This is a genomic window from Psychrobacillus sp. 05T411, assembly GCF_056396485.1.
Map to the genome: position 1 here is coordinate 37,061 of NZ_JBFTLO010000012.1, position 19,136 is coordinate 56,196.

16 protein-coding genes and 1 other annotated feature are annotated in these 19,136 nt (G+C 37.8%); of the genes, 14 read left to right on the top strand and 2 right to left on the bottom strand.

Annotation, left to right across the window (positions count from 1 at the left end):
• The first annotated feature begins 332 nt into the window (after positions 1–332).
• On the top strand, positions 333–542 hold the full coding sequence (locus AC1DFT_RS11720; RefSeq protein WP_478158931.1) for a hypothetical protein: 210 nt from the start codon (positions 333–335) through the stop codon (positions 540–542).
• Between the two features lie 199 nt (positions 543–741).
• Here the strand turns inward: AC1DFT_RS11720 and AC1DFT_RS11725 are convergent, their stop codons facing one another.
• Positions 742–1,551 carry a flagellin N-terminal helical domain-containing protein gene (locus AC1DFT_RS11725; protein WP_478158932.1) on the bottom strand — a complete coding sequence of 270 codons (810 nt, stop codon included), beginning with the start codon at positions 1,549–1,551 and terminating at the stop codon, positions 742–744.
• Positions 1,552–1,692: 141 nt separating this feature from the next.
• Here AC1DFT_RS11725 and AC1DFT_RS11730 point away from each other — a divergent pair, with 141 nt between their 5' ends.
• From AC1DFT_RS11730 to AC1DFT_RS11760, 7 genes are all read left to right on the top strand, one after another.
• The gene (locus tag AC1DFT_RS11730) at positions 1,693–2,070 is read left to right on the top strand and encodes a flagellar protein FlaG (RefSeq protein ID WP_478158933.1); all 378 of its coding nucleotides are present in this window, start codon (positions 1,693–1,695) and stop codon (positions 2,068–2,070) included.
• Positions 2,071–2,082: 12 nt separating this feature from the next.
• Positions 2,083–3,603 (top strand): flagellar hook-associated protein 2, encoded by a 1,521-nt coding sequence (locus AC1DFT_RS11735; protein ID WP_478158934.1) that lies wholly within the window; start codon positions 2,083–2,085, stop codon positions 3,601–3,603.
• A 43-nt stretch (positions 3,604–3,646) separates the two neighbouring features.
• Positions 3,647–4,045: a flagellar export chaperone FliS gene (gene fliS, locus AC1DFT_RS11740; protein ID WP_478158935.1), complete on the top strand. Its 399-nt coding sequence runs from the start codon at positions 3,647–3,649 to the stop codon at positions 4,043–4,045.
• Entirely contained in the window at positions 4,045–4,404 is a 360-nt protein-coding gene (fliT, locus tag AC1DFT_RS11745; protein ID WP_478158936.1) for a flagellar protein FliT, read from the top strand. The genes fliS and fliT overlap by 1 nt, the downstream gene beginning before the upstream one ends.
• 160 nt (positions 4,405–4,564) lie before the next feature.
• On the top strand, positions 4,565–5,341 hold the full coding sequence (locus tag AC1DFT_RS11750) for a C40 family peptidase (RefSeq protein WP_478158937.1): 777 nt from the start codon (positions 4,565–4,567) through the stop codon (positions 5,339–5,341).
• A 19-nt stretch (positions 5,342–5,360) separates the two neighbouring features.
• Entirely contained in the window at positions 5,361–7,052 is a 1,692-nt protein-coding gene (locus AC1DFT_RS11755; RefSeq protein WP_478158938.1) for a HAMP domain-containing methyl-accepting chemotaxis protein, read from the top strand.
• A 147-nt stretch (positions 7,053–7,199) separates the two neighbouring features.
• Entirely contained in the window at positions 7,200–8,882 is a 1,683-nt protein-coding gene (locus AC1DFT_RS11760) for a methyl-accepting chemotaxis protein (protein WP_478158939.1), read from the top strand.
• A gap of 155 nt (positions 8,883–9,037) precedes the next feature.
• Here AC1DFT_RS11760 and AC1DFT_RS11765 read toward each other — a convergent pair whose 3' ends face one another.
• Positions 9,038–10,003: a S8 family peptidase gene (locus tag AC1DFT_RS11765; RefSeq protein ID WP_478158940.1), complete on the bottom strand. Its 966-nt coding sequence runs from the start codon at positions 10,001–10,003 to the stop codon at positions 9,038–9,040.
• 430 nt (positions 10,004–10,433) lie between these two features.
• Here AC1DFT_RS11765 and AC1DFT_RS11770 point away from each other — a divergent pair, with 430 nt between their 5' ends.
• The 6 genes from AC1DFT_RS11770 (at position 10,434) to ilvN (ending at position 19,091) form a co-directional block, all read left to right on the top strand.
• Complete coding sequence (locus AC1DFT_RS11770) at positions 10,434–12,233, top strand: DNA/RNA non-specific endonuclease (protein ID WP_478158941.1); 1,800 nt, start codon at positions 10,434–10,436, stop codon at positions 12,231–12,233.
• Positions 12,234–12,355: 122 nt separating this feature from the next.
• Entirely contained in the window at positions 12,356–12,946 is a 591-nt protein-coding gene (locus tag AC1DFT_RS11775) for a YiiX/YebB-like N1pC/P60 family cysteine hydrolase (protein ID WP_478158942.1), read from the top strand.
• Positions 12,947–13,814: 868 nt separating this feature from the next.
• Complete coding sequence (locus tag AC1DFT_RS11780) at positions 13,815–14,246, top strand: hypothetical protein (protein WP_478158943.1); 432 nt, start codon at positions 13,815–13,817, stop codon at positions 14,244–14,246.
• Between the two features lie 551 nt (positions 14,247–14,797).
• Complete coding sequence (gene ilvD / locus AC1DFT_RS11785; RefSeq protein WP_478158944.1) at positions 14,798–16,465, top strand: dihydroxy-acid dehydratase; 1,668 nt, start codon at positions 14,798–14,800, stop codon at positions 16,463–16,465.
• Positions 16,466–16,475: 10 nt separating this feature from the next.
• Positions 16,476–16,736: a binding site (T-box leader), on the top strand.
• A gap of 124 nt (positions 16,737–16,860) precedes the next feature.
• Positions 16,861–18,582 carry an acetolactate synthase large subunit gene (gene ilvB / locus AC1DFT_RS11790; protein ID WP_478158998.1) on the top strand — a complete coding sequence of 574 codons (1,722 nt, stop codon included), beginning with the start codon at positions 16,861–16,863 and terminating at the stop codon, positions 18,580–18,582.
• A complete protein-coding gene (ilvN, locus tag AC1DFT_RS11795) occupies positions 18,579–19,091 on the top strand; it encodes an acetolactate synthase small subunit (RefSeq protein ID WP_478158945.1) in 513 nt (170 codons plus the stop codon). Before ilvB ends, ilvN begins: the two co-directional genes overlap by 4 nt.
• Positions 19,092–19,136: the final 45 nt, after the last annotated feature.

The window sequence follows — 19,136 nt, forward strand, 5'->3', positions numbered from 1 at the left end:
GTGTGGAGTCGAGAAAGCAGAAATTCCATCCTGTATATTATGCTTTGTACTTCTAAATCTTCTGATTGGTCCTCGCAGAGTTTCTGAAGACATTATCGGCTTGTACGAGTTAGTTTTCTTACCCAAAATTTTTCAAGTATTTTTATAATGGCCTTTTCATTTTGGATATCGATTCATTGAAAAGACTGTCGATATCTGGTTGTGTATTTTCAATCCATTCAGAGTTGGATTAAAATAAATATAAAGAGTTGAAAATTAAGACTACTAAATATATAATGAGTACAAGAACGTTAGTTCTCTTTCGTTATACAAAAAGAAAAGGAGTGATTTTGATGGAACGTTATGTATTGAATTTGAATATGCAAGTAAATGGAGATTATGAAGTTCATAAGGAGGGATGCTTCAAGTTTCCTGTTAATAATTTCGAAGAATTAGGTAAACATTATAATTGTGAAAGTGCTATTCAAACAGCAAAAAATAGTCATCCATTTAAGAGTATTGATGGTTGCATACATTGTGTACCAAAGTGTCATGCTAGCTAAATAACTGTGTAAAAAGAATAGTTTATTTAAGAAATTTCTAATTCGATTAGACTTCATTTCACTTTAATAACTTAAGGAAGCAACTAGATTAATAGTGTTCTTCTATTTTATAAATTACAATTTACACCATATCAACGCTTACCTTTAAATTAAAACCAGACTATCAGGGTGAATCCCCTGACAGTCTGGTTTTATTCATTTATCCAAACAATCTCAACACATCACTAACATTTTCATTCGTATGCTTAATCAGCAACTCATCGCCTTTTTGACGAATACCTTGCTTCACAAACTCCATCATTTCAAGTGCCATATCTGGATCGCGAATAAGAGATTCCGATTTTTGAAGGCTAATTTCGATATTAGAAACATTGTCTTTATGATGAGATAGTGTTTCGTAATCTGAACCCGTATTTGCTAAATGTTTGGAAATAATGGATTGGGCTTTATCTACCATTGAAATAAGTTCTTCTGCTTCTTCTCTAGTTAATAGACCAGCATTTTTGATACCTAGTGAATCTGTGCTCACGTTTACAGTGTCGATTCGAAGCGTTTGTCCAGCGTTTGATCCGACATGTATGTATAAAGGCCGAACATCGCCGAGAATGTTTTGCGTATTAAATTCCATTTTATTTGCGGTATCATCGATGGATTGTAATAGCTGATCTAATTCTTTTTGTGCTGCTTCTCGATCCTCATTTGTCACAGTGTCTGTAGAAGATTGGACTGCTAATTCACGAACTCGTTGAAGCACACTACTCACATGTTGGAGTCCTGCATCCGTAGTTTCTAATACGGAAAGTCCATCCTGCATATTAAGCTGTGCACGTGCAAGTCCACGAATTTGTCCGCGCATAGTTTCTGAAATAGATAATCCGGATGCATTATCTGCTGCACGAGTTAGCTTGTCTCCACCAGATAGTTTTTCGAGTGTTTTCGTAATTGCTGACTCATTTTTTTGATATCGATTCGTTGAAAAGGCTATCCATGCCTGGTTTTGTATTTTCAATTCATTCACCTCCATGTGAATATTATCGCTTACATTATTATTATCGACAGATTACATGAAAATTTTGCTAGAAACTGAAAACTTCTAAAAAAATGCCGATAGTGTAAGTAAGGACATTGTGGAGATAGGGGGATGCCTAAGATGCGCATAACAGCTCAGGCTCAGAATGATATTGCAGTTGCTTCTCAACCAAAAAAAGAAGCAGTTGAAGAAGTGACTAACGCAAGTTTAACCGAGAATTCTCTAAATCAAATGATGCAAGCAGAACAAATAGCAAATGAAAAAGACGCAATTCCAAAAGAAAAAGTGCAAAAAGCAGTAGATGCTCTTAACGAGTTTATGACTGTTCAAAATCGCAATTCTAAATTTATCATGCACGACGGTTTAGAGCGCTATTATGTGGAAGTCGTAGATGCAGAAACAGAAGAGGTTATTCGCGAAGTACCACCTCGTAAATTATTAGATGCCTTTTACACGATGCAAAAATTTTTAGGGATGATTATAGACGAAAAAATCTAGGAGGTCATATAGATGGCAGGATTAAGAGTAGGCGGACTAGCATCCGGTATGGATATCGATTCCATAGTTGCAGATTTGATGAAAGCAGAGCGAATACCGCTTGATAAACTAACAGCAAAGAAAACCACATACGAATGGCAGCGAGATGCATTCCGTTCGGTGAATACGAAGTTAAAAACTTTTGATGATTTCTTATTTAATAATTTTTCATTGTCTAGTAATTTCAATAAAAAGACAGTATCAAATACCAATTCAGATTTACTGAGTGCCACTGCAAATTCAAATGCAACAGGTACTTTGTCAATTGAAAAAGTGACACAATTGGCTACCGCCGCAAGAGCTGTTGGTACTGAAGTAAAAACAACAGCTACTACTACTGCTACAGGTAGCTCCAAAATGAGTGAACTTGGAATATCTGCTGATACTTCTATTTCACTGAAATCCATTAAAGCAGACGGTACAATGTCGGATGCTGTAAAAATTGATATTAAATCGACTGATACGATTGATCAAGTAGTTTCTCGGATTAATAGTAGTAATGCAGGTGTTACCGCATTATTTGAAGGTGGAAAACTTTCAATCACTGCCAAAAACACAGGAGGTAATGGAGGTACAGAAATTCAAGTTGCGGCGGATACCAGTGGTGTAATTGGAAAATTAGGTATCGATTTCGCTAACATAACTGCTGGCAAAAATGCAAAATTTAGTGTTAATGGTCTTGAAACAGAACGTTCTTCAAATACTTTCACCATATCAGGATATAGTGTAACGCTTAAATCGACATTCAATGTAAATGACACTTCTGTTGCACCTGTTCAATTAAAGGCAGACACAGACATCGATTCAATGGTCGACAAGGTGAAAGAATTTGTTGAAAAATATAATGAATTAATCACAGGTATGAATGATTCGCTAAAAGAAAAGAAATATCGTGATTTTCCACCGTTAACAGATGAACAGCGTAAAGATATGTCTGAAAAAGAGCAAGAACTTTGGGATGAAAAAGCTAAAAGTGGTCTGCTGAAAAACGATCCTATCATTAGAAGCGGGCTTGGAGATATGCGCAATGCTATTTACGGCAAAGTCGGTAACGGGGCAAACATTATCGACACATTGTCTGAAATGGGAATTACCACTTCTAGCGTTTATTCAGATGGCGGTAAATTAGTAATCAATGAAGATAAATTAAAAAAAGCTTTAACTGAAAATCCAGATCAAGTTGTAAAAACGTTAACTAATTCTGGAACGAAAACCGACACGGAAGACACGCGTGGTATTGTACAAAGACTTCGTGATTCTATTAAAGATTTTACTGGAAAAATCGAAAAGAAAGCTGGAAAAGCGACTTTTACGGATCAACAATATACAATTGGTAAAAGTTTAATCGATATGAATGATCGCATAACAAATTTCCAACGTCGTTTAGAAGACGTAGAATCTCGTTATTGGAGACAATTTACTGCAATGGAAAAAGCAATCTCTCAAGCTAACCAGCAGTCCTCATTCTTAATGGGACAATTTAATGGCGGTTAATGATTAGATTATTTGGATTTAACACAGAAGGAGTTGTATAAGATTGGCAGCACAATCGGCCCATCAAGCATATAAAAATAATAGTGTGAGTACGGCATCACCCGGTGAATTAACGCTAATGCTCTATAATGGATGTTTAAAGTTTTTAGGGAAAGCGAAAATAGCGATTACCGAAAAGAATATCCAAGAGAAAAATATTAATCTGCAAAAGGCACAAAAAATTATTCAAGAACTCATGGTTACGCTTAACATGAACATTGAAATTTCTAAATCTATGATGCAAATGTATGAATATATGAATCATCGTCTAATTGAGGCAAATATACAAAATGACGTAAAAATCATTGAAGAAGTAGAAGGGTATGCACTTGAATTTCGAGATACTTGGAAGCAAGTCATTCAGCTGAATCGCCAAAAGCAATTCACTGGAGACCAAGCATAATGGGCCAAGTAGAAGATTTTCTAACTGCTTCTCAAAATCTTTATAACCATCTTCTCAATACTCCAACAGAAGAAAATCGGGATGAACATATTGAACAAATAAATATGCTGTTAGATGTTAGAGAACAAAGTATAGAAGGAATAAGTTCCAAATCCACTTTAGATATAAAGAGCCATGAATTATATGAAACTCTTTTAAAGTTGGATAAAGGTATTGTAACAGAACTAGAAAAAGTAATGACTTCAATAAAAACGGATATTAAGTCTCTTCAACAAAAGAAACGACATGAGAGTTCCTATACGAATCCATATGCTGCTACACAAACAATGGATGGTATGTATTTTGATAATAAGAAGTAAACTAACACCTGCCTTTTTTAATAGAAGAAGGTAGGTGTTGTGCTTTAATCTTGCCATTCTATCGTCTATTTCCCAGGCAATAAATTTACAAAATTAATAGTGTGAAAACATCAAATAAATGCTATGATAAAATTACTAGTCTAATAGAAGGAGGGTTTATATGTTCAAGGAAGTGCTAATAGTAACAGCTCTTATATTTTCATTTGCATCAACAGTCTCAGCAAGCACGAATACCCTATACGAAGTGAAAAAAGGGGATACTTTATCGAAGATTGCAAAAGCGAATAAAGTTTCCGTGAAAGAACTACAAACATGGAATAAGCTCACAAAGGATAGTATTTATGTGAAGCAGAAATTGGTTGTGTCAAAGCCGACAACTGCTAAAACTCCAGCCAAAGCTCCTGCTAAAGCAACAACACCAGTAGTAACGACAAAACCTGTAACACAAGCCCAAGCAGAAAAAGTGGTACAACCAGTTCAGGTAAAGGCGGAACAATTTATTACTTCTCCTGAATCTGTAGAAGTGGAAGCAAAAGCTCTATCTGCAAGTGGACAAGCTGTTTACAGTACGCTAGTAGATTTTGCGAAACTATTAGAAGGTACTCCATATTTATACGCTGGTAATACCATTGCCGGATTTGATTGTAGTGGATTTATTCATTTTGTACATATGCAAGCTGGGTTGAATATGACACGCCAAAGTAGTGAAAGTTATTTCACGCAAAGTGCGACCGTTTCTGATCCACTTGTAGGAGATTTAGTATTTTTTGAGAATACATATAAAGAAGGCATTTCCCATATGGGCATTTACATAGGCGATGATCAATTTGTTCACGCTGGGTCAAAAGGCGTGGAGATTGCAAAGTTAAGTAATGTTTATTGGAAGGAACATTTTGTATCATTTAAACGATTTCATGCAGTAAGTATGGAAAAATAATAGATAGAGGAGGTTTCTTATGCAAATGACCATTGGGAAAAAAATGTGGTTAGGTTTTTCCGCTGTATTATTTCTCTTGTTAGTAATCTCCGGTTTAGCATTTATGACGGTGTCTAGTGTTAGTGAGCGATATCAGTTTTTATTGGATGATCGGGCGGTAAAAGTTAATCTAGTGAAAGAGTTAGAGATTGCCCAAAAAGATACTGGGCGGAGTATGCTCGATTATATATTGTTTAGTACAGATGCCTCTTTAAAAAACGTAAAGGTTCATATGGACGAATCGATCAGTTTGTCGGAAGAGCTTCGTGGGAAGTTATTTTCTCCGGAAACAATCGAAATGATCGATGAATTAGACAAAAAGGGAAAAGCATTTTCGTTGAAAGTCGATGAGACAATTGCTGCTAAACAAAGGAAAGATACGGCGGCAGTTAATAAACTGACGGCAGAAGCCAAAGAGATGAATGCTAATTTGGTTAATATCCTTAGTGAAATCGAACAATTTTTGCAAAATGATATGGATAAAACGAGAGAGGAACTAACGGCCTATGAAGCAGGGGCTAAAATGTTTATTATCATTTTAGTTGTTGCGAGCATTCTACTTGGTGTTGCCGTAGCCTACTTCATCAGCAAAAGTATCGCAAATCCAGTTAAGAAGGTGACGACTGGGCTATCTGAAATTGCTGCTGGTAACTTAGCAGTTGAGCCTATTCGTATAAAAAATAAAGATGAAGTTGGAGCAATGGCGACTGCCTTTAATACGATGACAGCGGACCTTAAACAGATTGTTTCTGGTGTGCGTGATTCTTCTATGCAGCTTGCAGCTAATGCGGAAGAACTTTCTGCAAGTTCGGAAGAAAGTCTTGCTTCTTCTCAAATGGTGGCGAAATCTGCGGAAGAGCAGATGGCTACTAGTGAGCAACAAGTTCGTTATATGGATGCATCTGTGAATTCGATGAGTGAACTGTCCCAAGGAATTGGCCAAATTTCTGATAATAATGAAGAAATGTTACATGCTGCGGACGATGTGACGAAACTCGTGAAAAAAGGATCGGATGTCGTGACAGATGTTGCAAGTCAAATGAACACGATTCATACAACATTCAAAGATACGGCGGTTATTATGCAAAATATGGCCAAGCATTCGAACGAGATTCAAACTGTTACAGCGCTCATTACGGATATTTCGGAGCAAACGAATTTGCTTGCCTTAAATGCGGCAATTGAAGCAGCACGAGCTGGTGAGTATGGCAAAGGCTTCGCAGTTGTAGCAGAAGAAGTTCGAAAACTTGCAGAGCAATCAAAAAACTCTGCCTCAGAAATCGAAAAAATGGTGGATATGATTCAAACGGCTTCTGGTGATGCAGTGAAAGCAATCTCGGCAGGTGGAGATAAAGTGGAAGATGGATTAGCTAAAACAAATGAATCTCTTCATGTGTTTACGGAAATCGAATCAGCAGTTGAAGTGGTCGGTTCTAAAGTTGAATCTGTTTCTGCAGCAATCCAACAAATTCAAGCGATGGCTGAATCTGTTTCCGAAGGTGCGCTTGAAGTGCAACGTTTGGCAACTCATGCTGCTGATGGGGCAAATGATACAAGTGCGGCTACGGAAGAACAACTTGCTGCAAACGAGGAGATTTCTTCCAATGCACAGACTTTAGCGGATCTTGCAGAAGAGCTACAAAATAATGTGAGTCATTTTAAATTATCTTAATGAGTGTTTATGGCTTTAAATCGTTCTATATGATTTAAAGCCATTTTTATGTTTAAATGATATGACAAAGTACCTTTCATTATGTATAATGATATGGTTACTATAGAATTACTGATTACATAAATAATAGGAAAAAGGGGCTATATGATGAAGTATACACTTACTAAAAAAATGTGGGCTGGATTTTTATCTGTATTGATTTTATTAATACTTTCAAGTGGTTTGTCTATATTTGCAACTGTTGATATTACCAACAAATATAAGACTATAATTGATGAAGATATAGAAAGAGTAAACCATGTGGAAGAAATCGAAAAGATTCAAAAAGCAATGGCAACTTCTATATTAGAGTTTGTTATGTTCGGGAAAGAAAGTTCGGTTGAAAACTTCCAAGGCGAAATCGAAAAAGGTTCCGTTTCTGCGAAAGCACTTATTGATAGTGTGTCAGATGAGAAAACATTAGCATTAATGAAAGATTTACAAACGACTACAGTAGCCTTATTTGAATCGAATGATCGCATTATCGAATTGAGACGTCAAGATGGGAATTTCGCTCAATACGCAGGTAAATCGGTTGAACTTAACACCGAAATTCTTGCTACTTTAGCTGACATTAAACAAATTCAACAGGATCGTGTTGATCAAACGAGAGCTGATTTAGATGCATACACTAAAATGGCAAATATGGTCACGGTTATTTTAGCTATCTCAAGTGTCATTATTGGTGCACTTGTTTCTTATTTCATTAGTAAAAGTATTTCCAAACCAATTCAGAAAATGACTGCTGGCCTAACAGAAATTGCAGCTGGCAACTTGGCAGTGAAATCAATCAAGATTAAAAACAAAGATGAAGTGGGCGAGATGGCGGCTGCTTTTAATAAGATGGCTGCGGATCTTCGAAATATTGTTTCGAATGTACGAGATTCTTCGATGCAACTTGCAGCGAACGCAGAGGAACTTTCCGCTAGTTCTGAAGAAAGTTTAGCATCTACTCAAATGGTCGCAAAATCCGCAGAAGGTCAAATGCTCGCAAGTGAAGAACAAATGAATCACATGGATTCTTCTGTGAAATCGATCGTTGAATTACAACAAGGTATCGGTCAAATCGCGAAAAACAACGAAGAAATGCTACAATCGACGGATGGTGTCCATAACCTTGTAACAAAAGGGTCATCAGTTGTATCGGACGTTGCAAGTCAAATGGATACGATTCATACGACATTTAATGAAACAACAGAGATTATGAAAAGTATGGCCAAGCATTCCGATGAAATCCAATCCATCACGTCACTTATTACAGATATTTCGGAGCAAACGAATCTTCTTGCCTTAAATGCGGCAATTGAAGCAGCTCGTGCTGGAGAATACGGAAAAGGTTTCGCAGTAGTGGCAGAAGAAGTACGTAAACTTGCAGAGCAATCGAAAAACTCCGCGTCTGAAATTGGATCCATGGTTCAACTAATCCAGTCTGCATCCGGTGAAGCTGTTAAAGCAATTACGACAGGCGGGGCAAAAGTAGAAGAAGGTCTATCGAAAACAACAGAGTCTATCCAAGTATTTAAAGAAATTGAAAACGGTGTGGGCCAAGTAGTGTTTAAAGTAGAATCTGTCTCCGCAGCAATTGAACAAATTCACGCAATGACGGAATCTGTAACAGAAAGTGTACAACAAGTGCAAAATCTAGCATCCATTGCTGCAGATGGTGCTAACGACACAAGTGCAGCAACCGAAGAGCAACTTGCGGCAAACGAAGAAATCACTGCCAATGCGCAAACTTTAGCAGATTTAGCAGAAACACTCCAAGCTGAAGTAAGCCATTTTAAAATTTAATAAACATAAAGTAACGACTCCAATTTCTGAAACGAGAATTAGAGTCGTTAATTTTTACGTTTATCTAGTTTATCATACGCGGTCCAGGAAATCTTCGGACCCGTTTTGGGATCAAAGATATCCCCAAATTGTTAGTTCATTACCTTTTATTTATATTACTGTGAACTCAAAACCAACTCTTTATTTTCTTTCTCAAAGATACCGCTCAAATGTTCGAGGACCGTCAAATAAACGAGCCCATTACCTTCAAGCTTGGACGAAAATCCTAGTGGAATGGTCCTTTTAATTAGCTGGGCATAGAGCTCTGGCTCTGAAAGTTCTCGACCGAAATTTTCGTTGACTAAACTTTTTATGAGAGCAAGCGCACCAGAGACATGGGGAGCAGCCATGGAAGTTCCGCTTAATGTTGCATACTTTCCTTTTAAATACGTAGAGAGAATCTTTTCACCCGGAGCCACTAAATCGACTTCATTGTGAGAATTGGTAAAATCGGAAGAGCGGCGTTCAAGATTTATTGCGCCAACACAAATGACCTCGTTATAAGAGCCTGGAAATGCGAATTCATCGGTGGAATCGTCACCGTCACCTTCATTTCCTGCAGCACAAACTACAAGGATATTGTTATTGACAGCTTTTTTAATCACATCATGAAGTTCAGGCATATCGTTTGGACCGCCTAGAGACATGGAGATAATATCCGCTTTTTGTTCAATGGCATAATTGATTCCATTGATAATCCACTCATATTGTCCAGAGCCTTTTTTATTCAGTACCTTTACGATAAGTAGGCTTGCTTCAGGAGCGACTCCGATTACGCCTTGATCGTTCTCTTGTGCAGCAATCGTTCCAGCAACGTGCGTGCCATGTCCGTTGTAATCGAGGAATATATCCGGATTACTTTCATCATCGTCCGTAAAGTTCCGACCACCTATAATCCGTTCTTGTAAATCGGGATGACTAGTATCGCATCCTGTATCAAGGATAGCTACCTTAATACCTTTTCCTTTTGTTTTGTCCCAGGTCTTAGGTGCTTGAATTAATTCTACACCTGAAGGAACTTCATTGACCTCCGACGCTTGTACAATCACTTTATACGGAATTACATGAACAAAATTCTCCATTTCGTGCCTCCTCAAAGTATTATTGGAAACCTAATAAAAAACTTTTGTCATTAACTAACTGTTACAGGGAATCTACTAATAGTTTTGTTTCTATTAGAAGTACTAGTTACATGCTGTAAAATAAATTTTATCATTATCTGATTATTCAGTCCAATTAATATTGGATAGATTGAATAATAGATTCAGAAGGCTTATTTAAGAGATGCCCTTTTTAGCGCTTATTCACTATTAAAGTGAAGATACATAAAGAATTATCTCTATAAGTAGTACATGCTACATGTTAAGAGTAACCGTTCTTAACTATTGAGTCTTTAGACTAAAAATCTATTAAAATACCCTTAAAAAGTAACTTTCAATAAAATGATGGAAATGTTAGAATAATCGAAACAAATGGAATGTACTTCCATTTTATAATTTAAGGAGGATAAACATGTCTATTAAACGACTTGATAAGTTTCAGAACGTTAATATGGATCTTGTAGATTTGCAACAAGAAGAAGCATTAAAGCGTTACATCGAACGTTCAAGTGAACGGAAACGAATTGCTAATGAACTGCAAACTAAAAACCCTTTGGAAGTAGATACTCCTGAGCGAGTTACACTTCGTAAAGAGATTATTGATCCACATGATGGACTTGCTATAGAGCGTATTATTGGTCAAGATGATTTATTTCCTATTTCTTATCTTGAAGCAGGTTTGCAAGCAGCCAGTCCAGTTTGTAGAATCGAAATTCGAGATCGTATAGGCAGGGTTCTCGGGCACGCTACAGGTTTTCTTGTCTCACCTTCCTTACTGCTTACAAATAATCATGTTTTAGAGAACTACGAAACGGCTCAGTTTAGTCGCGCACAGTTCAACTATGAAGTTGATCTTGACTTAAAGGAACGTCCGATGAAAACATTTCGTTTTACACCCGAGCGTTTATTTATAACGGATCAGAAGCTGGATTTCACATTAGTCGCCATAGAGGATATGTCTGATGATGGCGCAAAAGTAAGTGATTTTGGGTTCTTGCCCCTCATTCCGCAGACTGGTAAAGGGTTGGTTGGTGAATATGTATCCATTATTCAACATCCTTCAGGGGCACCTAAAGCTGTAGCGATTAGGGAGAATCAAATTATGGATGTATTTGACGATTATGTTCACTACTCAACAGATACCATGCCCGGTTCCTCTGGTTCGCCTGTATATAATGACGAATGGATTGTAATCTGCCTACATCATGCAGGCGTTCCAGATCCGAAGAACGGTGCTGAATTTATTGCCAATGAAGGGATTCGCATAAGCAGTATTATCCAGTTTGTCGTGGAGCAAGGTGCCAACTTGAGTGATGCTCAACAGTTGTTAATAAATGACGTTGTGAATGGGTGGGAAGTCCAAGTTCCTACGTCTGAAGAGATGGTAGTTGAGGAGTTAAGTGATTCATGGTATGAAGATTCGACCGGTTATGACACTCAATTTCTTGGTGACGATTATGAAGTTTCCCATCCGAAATTCCGGTCTGATCTTGAACAAGATATTGCCCAGTTAAAAGACGGAAGTAATATGCTTCATTATACGCATTTTTCGATCGTCATGAGCAAATCTCGCCGTTTAGCATACTATACGGTGGTGAATATTGACGGAAATCAGTTGAAGAAGATTGGCCGTAATGATAAATGGTATCTCGATTCCCGCATCGATATAGACTACCAGTGCGGACCTGAATTATATAAAAATAATTCGCTTGATCGGGGACATCTTGTTCGCCGGCTTGATCCTGTTTGGGGAGATTCGGCGGAAAAGGCGAATAAGGATACATTCCACTTTACAAATTGTGCTCCCCAGCAAAGTAATTTAAATCAAAAAAGCTGGCTGGATCTGGAGAATTATATTTTAGATAATGCCGAAAACTCGAATCTTAAAGTAACCGTGTTTACTGGACCCGTTTTTCGGATGGATGACATTATTTATAGAGGTGTTCAGATACCGGCGGAGTTTTGGAAAATAGCTGTCATTGTTAAGAAAGATGGCAACCTATCTGCAACTGCTTATTTGCAGACTCAAAAAGATCTTATTGGGGATTTGGAATTTGTTTACGGTGAATATAAAACGTATCAAGTGCCCATTTCAAAAATAGAAGCGATTACAGGTCTTGATTTTGAAGATTTAAGTAATTACGATCCAATCAATCAATTAGAATCGACAATAGGCTATGTCATTGATGCACCTGGGGATATAAAACTCTAAAAAATTGAATACACTTGAACATTAAAATTTAGTTATTGTTCCCCTAGTGGTAGCGCCTCTGCCACTGGGCCTAGATAACCCTTAGTATAGCTAGATACTATTAATTGAAGGAGCGATTATAAATGGGGACTAGTAAATTTAATGGAATAAAACAAGTTTCCTATGAACAAGCAAAAAGTAAAATAAAAACAGGAGATATTCTTTTATGTAGCGGTCGCTATTTAGTCAGTGAGATGATAAAAAAACTATCAAACTCTGTATTTAGCCATGCAGCCTTGTTAGTCTATTGGAATGAGCATGTACTTGTACTGGAGAGTGTGGAAGACGACGGTGTGAGGGTAGTTCCTCTATCTCATTATCTTTACAATTATGAAAATAGTAAGGAAAAGTATAATGGAGAAATGTATGTAGCCCGCCATGATGTAGTTGATAGTCCTGACTTCGATAAAGAAAAAATAAAGAGTATGTGTGGAAAAGCGATTGATTTGCTTAATCGAAATTATGACAAAGACGAGATAGCGAAGATTGTTGCACGTATAAGTTTAGGCATCGGAAGACATGCGGAGGATTTTGAATATATGTGTTCTGAATTTGTAGATGAATGCTTCAAGCAATTGGAAATTGAGCTTTTACGTGATCCAATGGGTTTTATCTTCCCAGAACATATTGCCGCAGATCCAAATGTCAAACCATTGTTCGAAATCTCTTCATGAAATCATTTCAGATTTAAAAAATTACTATGAGCTACTTGGGTTCCAGATAATGTGGGGACCTATTGGTTTAAAAGAAAATTCTGGAGTTTTAAGCGTTTAATCACTGACTCTAGGAAAATACTAAAAGTATTGTTTCTATTAGTAGTGCTTGTTGCATACTATAGATAAAAGTTACTTACTTACCTGAGTTGTAGTAAGTCCTATTTTGCGCAAGCTTTAATAAGCAAGTATGATAAAATCTAGGTTTGCTAATGAATTTAGTGACATCGTCTTGCACTTCAAACAGCAATTCCTCATATAATTAAAAACTCGACATACAATAAAAAGGACTGAGTGTTTCAGCACTCAGTCCTAGAATAGTAGAATGTAAGACAAAATCATGGTCGATTTTGTGCATCGTACGACAAAGTAATTAGTTGGGCAGGAAAAGCTTTTGGTTAAAGAAGAAAGAAGTAATTGTCCACATATTTGCCGACGGGGCGGTTACTTCTTTTTTGATAAGAAAAAGATAACTGACAACGCCACCGACATAAAAGCAATCCATCCGCCAGATAGTTGAATAAGTAAGCTCAGCAATTCGTATGTTGTCATTGGTTTTCACCTCTATTCATAGTACATTTTTTAGGGCGAAAAATAAAAAGGATAGCCCTTTTATTATGTATATGTGCATTCAAATACGTATATGTTTAATATTAGGGGATTTTTACTAATTAGTCTTTTATCTCTATGAAGTGAAGCTTTAGCTCCTGTAGGATAGTAAAATAATAATAGGTCTGGGCAATTTGTGTGTCCAGAAGCAAAAATCTTCCCCAACTCGACACAACCTTCTCTCAAACAATACCGTATAATATACATAGGTGATAATTCTATGTATTCTTTTATAATATTTACACATGTATTAAGTGCGATTTTATCTATCGGTCCGTTTTTTGTACTTTTTCCTGTATTAAATAGGATGAAACTCCAAAATAGGGAGACGCTAGATACACAATTAGAAGTGTTCCAGGCTGCTATTCGAATAGTGAAGCATGCAGGGCATGTGCTTGTTGGATCTGGTATTTTGCTTATGTGGCAAGGAAATTGGCCGTGGTCGACGTCATGGGTCATTATGACGATAATTGTAATGGTTAGTTCGATTGTGTTCCTTGCGCGAGCATTTAAGCCGAATATTCGCTTGTATCGAGATGAAATGATTGATTTGGATACGCTAGTTCTGAAATTACGACGCTCTGTTTGGATGTATATTTTATTGTTACTCATCATGCTTTGGTTTATGGTTGCCAAACCGAATCTATGGTGAGCATTTTGCCTTCCCGTGTCTGCGGGAGGGCTTTTTCTATGCTTGAAATTTCAGTTGGTTGCTCTCGGTGCAATATTGGTTGCTTTCATTGTGGGACTGGTTGCTCTTCATATATGTATGGTTGCTTTCATACATCAAATGGTTTCCCTTAGCTTAATTTTGTTATTTAATAGAAAATAATTCCACGCCCCGACACTTCATTCCCAATACAATACCCCTAAATTTCAATAAAATATAGACAGTTTCTACCTTTGAGAACCTTTCTCACAAGTCAATAGGAGAAGGTTCTTTATTTTGAACAAAAAATTCACAATTATTTTTTAAGTGTGCAAACTGCGATATATCGCAAATGTAAACGATTACAATTAAAACGAATAGTCTAAACTAACAGATTATTTTAAAAATGTTGTTGACGCGGCATTTCAAAGGCGATATGATAACTACAATATATTAAATATTGTGAGAAAATTCACAAACAAAAAAAGACTTTAAATAGTCTAAAGCTGCAAAGCTAAACGCTAGATAAGCGGAAAGTATAGGAGCGATTGAAATTGAGAAGTGACATGATTAAAAAGGGTGTAGACCGTGCCCCTCATAGAAGTTTACTTTATGCAACTGGGGTCAAAACAAAAGATTTAGATAAACCATTTATTGGTGTTTGTAACTCCTATATTGATATTATTCCGGGCCATATGCATTTAAACAAATTTGCAGAGGTTGTAAAAGAGGCAATACGTGAAGCTGGTGGGATTCCATTTGAATTTAACACGATTGGTGTAGATGATGGAATTGCAATGGGACATATCGGGATGAGATATTCACTTCCGAGTCGCGAACTGATTGCAGATTCAGCAGAAACAGTTATTAACGCTCACTGGTTTGACGGTGTATTTTACATTCCCAACTGTGACAAAATCACGCCAGGTATGTTAATGGCAGCAGTAAGAACCAATGTCCCATCTGTTTTCGTTTCAGGTGGTCCGATGGAAGCTGGAACTTCAGCTGACGGCAAACAACTTTCCTTAACTTCCGTTTTTGAAGGTGTTGGTTCTTATAAATCAGGTGGAATGACAGCGGAACAGCTACTCGACATCGAACAAAATGCATGTCCAACATGTGGTTCTTGTTCAGGGATGTTCACAGCAAACTCGATGAACTCACTGATGGAAATGCTTGGTGTAACACCACCAGGTAATGGAACAATTATTGCTACATCCGATGAACGTCATCGCCTCATAAAAGAAGCGGCTCAACATCTTGTAAGAATGGTAAAAGAAGATATTAAACCGCGTGATCTAATTACAAAAGAAACAATTGATGATGCATTCGCACTAGATATGGCAATGGGTGGTTCTACAAATACAGTACTACATACATTGGCTATCGCACATGAAGCAGAAATCGAATACGACGTGAAAGAGATTAACGAAGTAGCCAAGCGTGTTCCTTATTTATCGAAAATTATGCCAGCTTCTGATTACTCTATGCATGATGTCCATCTTGCTGGAGGGGTTAGTGCAATTATAAAAGAACTTTGCGAGATTCCTGGAGCTGTTCATCCGGATCGCATGACGATTACGGGTAAATCACTCTATGAAAATGTAAAAGATTCAGAGATTAAAAATGATCAAGTCATACGTCGAAAAGAAAACCCATATAGTCCTGTAGGAGGCTTATCCGTCTTATTCGGAAATATAGCACCAGAAGGCGGAGTTATTAAAGTCGGCGCAGTGGATCCTTCTATCAAAGAGTTTACTGGGAAAGCAATTGTCTTTGATTCACAAGAAGCGTCTCAAGAAGCAATTGATAACGGGACGGTAAAAGAAGGTCATGTAGTTGTTATTCGCTACGAAGGCCCAAGAGGTGGACCGGGAATGCCGGAAATGCTCGCTCCAACTTCAGCGATTCAAGGTCGCGGGTTAGGAACGAAAGTGGCACTTATTACAGACGGAAGATTTTCAGGAGCATCTAGAGGAATTTCCATTGGACATATTTCTCCAGAAGCAGCTGATGGTGGACCAATCGCTTTAGTTGAAAATGACGATATTATCGTAATCGACTTGACTAATAGAACGATAGAATTGCAAGTAAGTGAGGAAGAATTAGCAAACAGAAGAGCGAAACTTCAACCATTTGAACCAAAGATTAAAAAAGGTTATTTAGCAAGATATTCGAAGCTCGTTACATCTGCAAGTACAGGTGGAGTCATGAAAATCTAAAACCTAATAGTATAAATCATTGATGAGGCAAAAGTTAAAGGAACCTTGTATTTACAGAGAGCCGGTAGCGCTGGGAACCGGCAATACAACCTTTAGCGACATCCCCTCGGAGTGAAGTGTTGAATGGGAAACCTATTAGATACTTCCGGGTGTAGTAAAACTTAACTACTCTCGTTAAAAATGGACGGTCGGCTGTTTTTGTCGGTTGTCTGCGAGGTAGCGGTTGCGCTGCGAACTAGGGTGGTACCATGAAAAGAATTTCATCCCTATACAAAAGAACGATAGTTTTTTTGTGTGGGGTGAAATTCTTTTCTTTTTATATAAGAGTTTTAACTGGACGATTTGATCAAAAGGAGGAAATTATGATGAAGATGACTGTTGAAGAAACAGAACAAATGTATGAAGAGCCCGAAACCTCGGTAGCTCCGAAACAATTGGATGGTGCAGATGTTTTAATTGAAACACTAAAAAAGCATCAAGTTGAAGTAGTTTTTGGTTATCCAGGTGGCGCAGTTTTACCTATTTATGATGCGCTACATAAAAATCCTATTAGACATATTTTAGCTCGTCATGAGCAAGGGGCGATTCACGCAGCAGAAGGATATGCTCGTGTTTCTGGAAAAGTAGGAGTAGTCATTGCTACCTCAGGACCGGGTGCAACAAATGTCGTAACGGGAATTGCAGATGCAATGATGGATTCGATTCCACTCGTTGTATTCACAGGGCAAGTTGCAACGACGGTCATTGGAACAGATGCTTTCCAGGAAGCGGATATCATCGGAATTACACAACCAATTACAAAGCATAACTACCAAGTAAAAGATGTAGCTGACTTACCAAGAATTATTAACGAAGCTTTTCATATTGCTTCCACAGGTCGTCCAGGACCAGTCGTCGTAGATATTCCAAAAAATATGGCAACAAGTATTTTTAATCCATCTGATGTGACATCAGATGAAGTAAATCTACCAGGCTATCAACCGACGACAACACCGAACTTTTTACAAATTCAAAAAGCAGCGCAAGCCATCACAGTGGCGAAACAACCGCTCATCTTAGCTGGAGCAGGTATATTATTTGCAAAAGCTTCTGATCAATTAGTCGAGCTTGCAGAAAAATACCAAATTCCTGTAACGAATACTTTACTCGGTTTAGGGACGATCGAAGGGGATCATCCACTATTTATCGGTATGGCAGGAATGCACGGCACGTATACAGCGAATATGGCGATTCAAACTTGCGACTTACTCATTAATGTTGGGGCAAGATTTGATGACCGTTTAACAGGTAACTTAGCTCACTTTGCACCAAATGCAAAAGTGATTCATATCGATATAGATCCTGCAGAAATTGGAAAAAATGTACCAACCGAAATTCCGATTGTAGCGGACGCAAAAGAAGCTTTAACTGCTTTATTAGAACAAAATGCTCCGAATGGCAACACGGCAGCATGGTTAGAAAGCTTACAAATCAATCAAGAGGAATATCCTTTATTTTATGAAGCAAGTGAAGAAAAAGGACTGCTCCCACAGCAAGTAGTAGAACTCATTCACGAATTTACTAACGGAGATGCAGTTGTTACTACAGACGTAGGGCAACACCAAATGTGGGCAGCACAATACTATAAATTCAACCACCCACATAACTGGGTAACATCTGGTGGGCTTGGCACAATGGGCTTCGGCTTTCCGGCAGCAATTGGCGCACAGCTTGCAAAGCCTGAAGCAAAAGTAGTTTCCATCGTTGGAGATGCTGGATTCCAAATGACCTTGCAGGAATTGTCGCTGTTACAAGAAATGCGCATTCCAGTGAAAATAGTTATTTTGAACAACCAAGCACTTGGAATGGTTCGTCAGTGGCAAGAGACCTTCCATGGTGAGCGTTACTCACAGTCTTTAATTCCTGTTCAACCGGATTTTGTGAAACTGGCAGCGGCTTACGATTTGAAAGGATACAAAATCGAAACATATGAAGACGCAAAGGTTCAATTAAAAGAAGCATTAGCATCTGATGAACCGGTATTAATCGATTGCCGAGTTGTTCAAAAAGAATTAGTCTACCCAATGGTTGTACCAGGTACAGCACTACATGAAATGATTGGAGTGAAGCCAGAATGAAACGCATCATTACCGTAACCGTGATTAATCAAAGCGGTGTTTTAAATCGCGTAACTGGCCTTCTCATGAAACGTCAGTTCAATATCGAAAGCATCACAGTTGGTCATACAGAACAAGCTCAAATTTCTAAAATGACCTTCGTCGTAAATGTAGAAGATGAACAAAAGCTGGAACAGCTATTGAAACAACTACAAAAACAAGTAGATGTGTTGAAAGTCAATGATATTACAGAGAAATCGATTGTCGTAAGGGAGCTCGCACTTGTGAAAGTCGTGGCACCACCGGCAGTAAGATCCGAGATTAACAGTATTGTAGAACCATTCAGAGCAGCGACGATCGACACAGGCAAAAACGTTGTGACTTTCCAAGTGACTGGTAACCCAGAAAAAATTGATGCATTCATCGATTTGCTCAAACCATATGGCATTAAAGACTTAACAAGAACAGGTGTTACGGCATTCGTAAGGGAAACTCAAAAAGTCCATACACCGCAACTATCTATTTTGTAAGCAAGAAAAAAATAGTAACAAAGTTTACACTTTAATATAAAAAAA

Excerpts from the sequence above, each read along its gene's own strand:
- AC1DFT_RS11720 (WP_478158931.1), top strand. The coding sequence starts at position 333 with ATGGAACGTTATGTATTGAATTTGAATATGCAAGTAAATGGAGATTAT.
- AC1DFT_RS11730 (WP_478158933.1), top strand. The coding sequence starts at position 1,693 with ATGCGCATAACAGCTCAGGCTCAGAATGATATTGCAGTTGCTTCTCAA.
- AC1DFT_RS11735 (WP_478158934.1), top strand. The coding sequence starts at position 2,083 with ATGGCAGGATTAAGAGTAGGCGGACTAGCATCCGGTATGGATATCGAT.
- fliT (WP_478158936.1), top strand. The coding sequence starts at position 4,045 with ATGGGCCAAGTAGAAGATTTTCTAACTGCTTCTCAAAATCTTTATAAC.
- AC1DFT_RS11750 (WP_478158937.1), top strand. The coding sequence starts at position 4,565 with ATGTTCAAGGAAGTGCTAATAGTAACAGCTCTTATATTTTCATTTGCA.
- AC1DFT_RS11755 (WP_478158938.1), top strand. The coding sequence starts at position 5,361 with ATGCAAATGACCATTGGGAAAAAAATGTGGTTAGGTTTTTCCGCTGTA.
- AC1DFT_RS11760 (WP_478158939.1), top strand. The coding sequence starts at position 7,200 with ATGAAGTATACACTTACTAAAAAAATGTGGGCTGGATTTTTATCTGTA.
- AC1DFT_RS11765 (WP_478158940.1), bottom strand. The coding sequence starts at position 10,003 with ATGGAGAATTTTGTTCATGTAATTCCGTATAAAGTGATTGTACAAGCG.
- AC1DFT_RS11770 (WP_478158941.1), top strand. The coding sequence starts at position 10,434 with ATGTCTATTAAACGACTTGATAAGTTTCAGAACGTTAATATGGATCTT.
- AC1DFT_RS11775 (WP_478158942.1), top strand. The coding sequence starts at position 12,356 with ATGGGGACTAGTAAATTTAATGGAATAAAACAAGTTTCCTATGAACAA.
- AC1DFT_RS11780 (WP_478158943.1), top strand. The coding sequence starts at position 13,815 with ATGTATTCTTTTATAATATTTACACATGTATTAAGTGCGATTTTATCT.
- ilvB (WP_478158998.1), top strand. The coding sequence starts at position 16,861 with ATGTATGAAGAGCCCGAAACCTCGGTAGCTCCGAAACAATTGGATGGT.
- ilvN (WP_478158945.1), top strand. The coding sequence starts at position 18,579 with ATGAAACGCATCATTACCGTAACCGTGATTAATCAAAGCGGTGTTTTA.